Source organism: Photobacterium lucens, from assembly GCF_009873615.1.
GTDB classification, from domain to species: Bacteria; Pseudomonadota; Gammaproteobacteria; order Enterobacterales; family Vibrionaceae; genus Photobacterium; species Photobacterium lucens.
Genome location: NZ_SSMG01000382.1, coordinates 1 through 2,349, shown reverse-complemented (window position 1 = coordinate 2,349; position 2,349 = coordinate 1). Strand labels below are relative to the sequence as shown.

Genomic DNA, 2,349 nt, shown 5'->3' with positions numbered 1-2,349 from the left:
CAATAAAAAATTACTCGGTATTATCTGCGCAAAACCCCATCTCTTCGGTGATACTTGATGTTAAAGAAAACGTTATTAGCAGCTTCATTAGCTACTTTATCTCTTGCTAGCAGCTCTGCTTTTGCTATCGAAAATGTTGATCTTTTGATCAAAAATGGACAAATCCTCACCATGGATCGTGATCGCACTATCTTCGACCGTGGCTTAGTTGCAATTAAAGACAACAAAATCGTCGCTGTAACAGATGGTTCAAATATTGGTGAATACAAGTCAGCAAAAACCATTGATGCTGATGGTGATATTGTGATGCCTGGTTTGATCAACACCCATACTCACGCTTCTATGACGGTATTTCGCTCATTAGCTGACGATGTGCCAGATCGTCTTCACCGCTACATTTTCCCATTAGAGAAAAAGCTAGTATCACGTGAAATGGTGCGCATTGGTGCGCAACTGGGCAACGTTGAAATGGTAAAAGGTGGTGTTACCACTTATGCCGACATGTACTACTTTGAAGATGAAGTTGCTAAAACCGTTGACCAAATCGGTATGCGCGCAATCTTAGGTGAAACGATCATTAAGTTCCCTGTTGCTAGTGCAAAAACACCAGAAGATGGTATCAAGTACGCAGAAAAGCTGATCAAAGAATATAAAGATCACCCACGTATCACTATGGCATTTGCGCCACATGGTCCATACACCAACTCGACAGAAACACTACAAAAGATCGCTGAGCTATCAATGAAATATGATGCGCCAGTGATGATGCACTTAGCTGAGTCTGATCGTGAGCGTGATGTGATTGCTAAACGCTCTGGTGGTTTATCGCCAGTGAAATACATGGAATCAATCGGTGCGCTAAATGATAACTTCATCGCTGCACACGTGATTGATGCTAACGATGAAGACATTGCGATTTTGAAAAAGCACGATGTGGGTGTAGCTCATAACATGAGCGCCAACATCAAATCTGCAAAAGGTGTTTCGCCTGCACTGAAGATGTTTAACGAAGATCTACGTATCGGTCTAGGCACTGATGGCCCAATGTCAGGTAACACACTAAGTACGATTGATGAATTTAACCAAGTAGCGAAAGTACATAAATTGGTTAATAAAGATCGTGCCGCAATGCCACCGAAAAACGTTATCGAAATGGCTACCATTGGTGCAGCGCGTGCCCTTCATATGGAAGATAAATTAGGTTCACTTGAAGTAGGTAAACTGGCTGATGTGATCGTTATCGATACTAAAGCACCAAACATGGTTCCGGTTTACAACCCATACTCAGCACTGGTTTACTCTGCATACGCAACTAACGTTAAACACACCATTGTTGATGGTAAAGTGATCATGGAAGACCGTAACCTACTAACAGTAAACGAAGATAATATCCGCAAAGAAGCGCAAACTTTTGCAGATAAAGTACGTAAAACTGTAATCGAAAGCGGCGAAATCGTACAGTAACTAATTTCTTATTAGTTAGATATAGGGCAGCGAACACGTTTCACTGCCCTATTTTTTATTCTTTAATATGCTTAAGGTAATAGTGGTAAAGCTGTTCAACATCACCACTGCACATCAATGGTATGGCTTGTTTCAGTTGTTGCTCTGACCAATCCCACCATTGCATTTCCGTTAGCATCTCAATTTGTTCTGGCTGAAAGCGCTGTTTAACCACATGGTTATTAGCAACGACAACAGTATAAGGTGCAACATCTTTGGTTATCACTGAACGTGAGCCGATCACCGCACCATTACCAATGTTAACCCCTGGCATTATCATCGCCTCAGAGCCAATCCAAACATCATTACCAATCACAGTATCACCGGCACGCTTAAAACCACTTGGTACATCGTCACCAAACGCATTACCAAACGGGAATGTTGAAATCCAATCAATGCGGTGACCTTGATTGCCCGCCATCATGAATGTTGCTCCTGACGCAATAGAGCAAAATTTACCAATGATTAGTTTATCAACCTCGCCGAATACCCCACTTTGCCAAACCTCTTGTGTCACCTGATCACCAAGCAAGTAGCGAACCGCTTGATCCTCAAACGATTTACCATGGTAATAACCAGAATAATAACTGTAGTCACCGACAATGATATTCGGGTTGGTAATAGTTCCTTTTAGCTCCTGACCTTGTAACCATGTTTCAAACTGCGCCATAAATACTCCTACATGCTCAATGCACCTAAGTGTAATGGATCTCAAATCACTGCTGAAGATAATAATCGTTATATTAAATTAAACACTGAAGATAAATACTAACCATATAAACAAACAGTGAATAACAATTAATTAATAGCATCTCCATTAAATTTACAGATAATCGTTTGCTTTAT

2 protein-coding genes are annotated in these 2,349 nt (G+C 40.9%); one reads left to right on the top strand and one right to left on the bottom strand.

The features are described 5' to 3' along the window. The first annotated feature begins 54 nt into the window (after positions 1-54). Complete coding sequence (locus E5A76_RS15770; RefSeq protein ID WP_181319818.1) at positions 55-1,464, top strand: amidohydrolase; 1,410 nt, start codon at positions 55-57, stop codon at positions 1,462-1,464. 55 nt (positions 1,465-1,519) lie between these two features. Here E5A76_RS15770 and E5A76_RS15765 read toward each other — a convergent pair whose 3' ends face one another. After that, complete coding sequence (locus E5A76_RS15765) at positions 1,520-2,173, bottom strand: CatB-related O-acetyltransferase (RefSeq protein WP_053988949.1); 654 nt, start codon at positions 2,171-2,173, stop codon at positions 1,520-1,522. Positions 2,174-2,349: the final 176 nt, after the last annotated feature.